2 protein-coding genes and 1 pseudogene are annotated in these 1681 nt (G+C 34.3%); 1 reads left to right on the top strand and 2 read right to left on the bottom strand.

Going from position 1 to position 1681, the window contains the following annotated elements:
• The first annotated feature begins 68 nt into the window (after nt 1-68).
• The gene (locus JQM82_RS15525) at nt 69-887 is read left to right on the top strand and encodes a hypothetical protein (protein WP_235251317.1); all 819 of its coding nucleotides are present in this window, start codon (nt 69-71) and stop codon (nt 885-887) included.
• A gap of 124 nt (nt 888-1011) precedes the next feature.
• On the opposite strand, the gene JQM82_RS15520 is transcribed toward JQM82_RS15525, so the two are convergent.
• Together JQM82_RS15520 and JQM82_RS15515 are read right to left on the bottom strand one after the other, a co-directional pair.
• Nucleotides 1012-1284, bottom strand: a complete 273-nt coding sequence (locus JQM82_RS15520; RefSeq protein WP_235251316.1) for a hypothetical protein — start codon at nt 1282-1284, stop codon at nt 1012-1014.
• Nucleotides 1281-1681: pseudogene (locus JQM82_RS15515) on the bottom strand (hypothetical protein); the annotation flags it as partial. The gene JQM82_RS15520 and the pseudogene JQM82_RS15515, both read right to left, overlap by 4 nt.

Below are 1681 nucleotides of genomic sequence, written 5' to 3'. Positions count from 1 at the left end.
TATAAGTATTTTGCAGAATATCTAAAGGAAAAAATAGATGCAGTAATGTAGTGGAGGAGGAGTTGTACATGAAAAAAGTAGATGAAATGCTAGTAAGGTTATCCGCAATTGCGACAATAGTTTCTGGAATATTAATGATATTTCAGGGTGTACAACTCCTATATATCGTTATAAATTGTACAATGGCTGCTTTTTTGGGTGGAGTAGTAATTGCCTACGGAATAAAGCGGAGAAAAAGGCCAGAAATACAGTTAAGAAAAAAGTATAATACATACTTGGAATCGAAACCTAAATACCTTCAAGAAATTACAGTGGCGGAGGCTGATGATTTAAAAGAAAGAACGGAAGCGGCAATAAAACACGCGGGTAGAAATAGAAATTTTGATGATAAAGTTTATTACCTTTTATTGTATACATTGTTTTATACAGCAAAGAAGGAAATATGGTCAGTTTCAATTATGGATGATGCAGAATGGGTTGATACATTAGAAGAAAGAATCTATTTAGAATCAAATCTTAATGTTCATGAACAGAAGATTCATCTAAAAAGAATTTTTATAGTATCAAGAAATGATGCGGGACGTAAACTCGATGTTTACCAAATTAGAGATTTCATCCAGAAGAAGAGTCAGTACATTCATTTATTTATTGTATTCAAAGAAGATTTGGAAGATGCGTTATTGCGCGATATAGGTAGTGGTTTTATCGCATTTGATGATTTTACAGTTGCTTGTGATGTCTTTTGGAATAATGAAATTAGAGGTTGTTTACTGTTTGATGAAATGGATATAAAACGATATAAAAAAATATTTATGGAAATGGATAATCATTTAGTCCCTTTAAATTATAAAGAATGGGCTAAATGGTGTGGAAATGATAAAAAATAGTATATGAGATAAAAGACCACAGGGCGTGCCTATGTGGTCTTTTAATATAGCCTTTAGCCTGTTGAGCATAGCGGAATTTTTCGTGTTCCGAAAAATGGAGTCATGCGAAATAAAAATCCACCTGCTATGCGGGCAATGTCGTCAACTTAAGAAAATAATGTAAAAAACACTTGACAAAACGGTCAAAAATAGACCAATCTATCCAGTCACCGTGAATAACAGCACGGGCACTGTATCCTGAAATATAAGTATACTCTTTTTCTTCTTCCGTTTGATAAACATTCTCAAGGAATAAATTAAAGCTTTTTTCCATTTTTTGATATATTTCCTGATAGTCAGTGGATATGGACGGATCATTGAGAGAATCCCCATAGATGCATAATACATAAACTTTCATAATGTTTTCTTTTCTTCTGTTTTGGTGTAAATCAGGAGCTTACCTTTTAGGTCCAACTCCCGGTCTATCCAGTGGTCATTTTCATATACTTGTTTCGTGAGTGTATTGTAGATAATTGGTTCCTTTTCGATATCGTCAAGATCTGCCACCAGACAGTTTTTCCTGGCAATATAGGGATATAAGGCTGCCTCTACTTTTTTCCGTAGTTCTAAAGCCATCAGATGTATAAGAGTGACATCATAGGTCTGTGACATACAGTGATTGATCTGTTTGATCATTCCTGAATCCTGAATCGTCTGATTAACTACATCTGCCTGCTCATCCATTGACACATCAGGATTGATCAGTAACTGACCGGTTACAATTGATTTGACAAAAGCAGTGGCTGTCTGATTTA

The sequence above is a fragment of the Faecalicatena contorta genome (assembly GCF_021531995.1).
Lineage (GTDB): Bacteria > Bacillota > Clostridia > Lachnospirales > Lachnospiraceae > Dorea_A > Dorea_A contorta_A.
The sequence above is the reverse complement of the archived record's forward strand: the minus strand, read 5'-3'. Positions and strand labels throughout refer to the sequence as shown.

Coding starts and splice junctions, on each gene's coding strand:
- JQM82_RS15525 (WP_235251317.1), top strand. CDS start 69: ATGAAAAAAGTAGATGAAATGCTAGTAAGGTTATCCGCAATTGCGACA.
- JQM82_RS15520 (WP_235251316.1), bottom strand. CDS start 1,284: ATGAAAGTTTATGTATTATGCATCTATGGGGATTCTCTCAATGATCCG.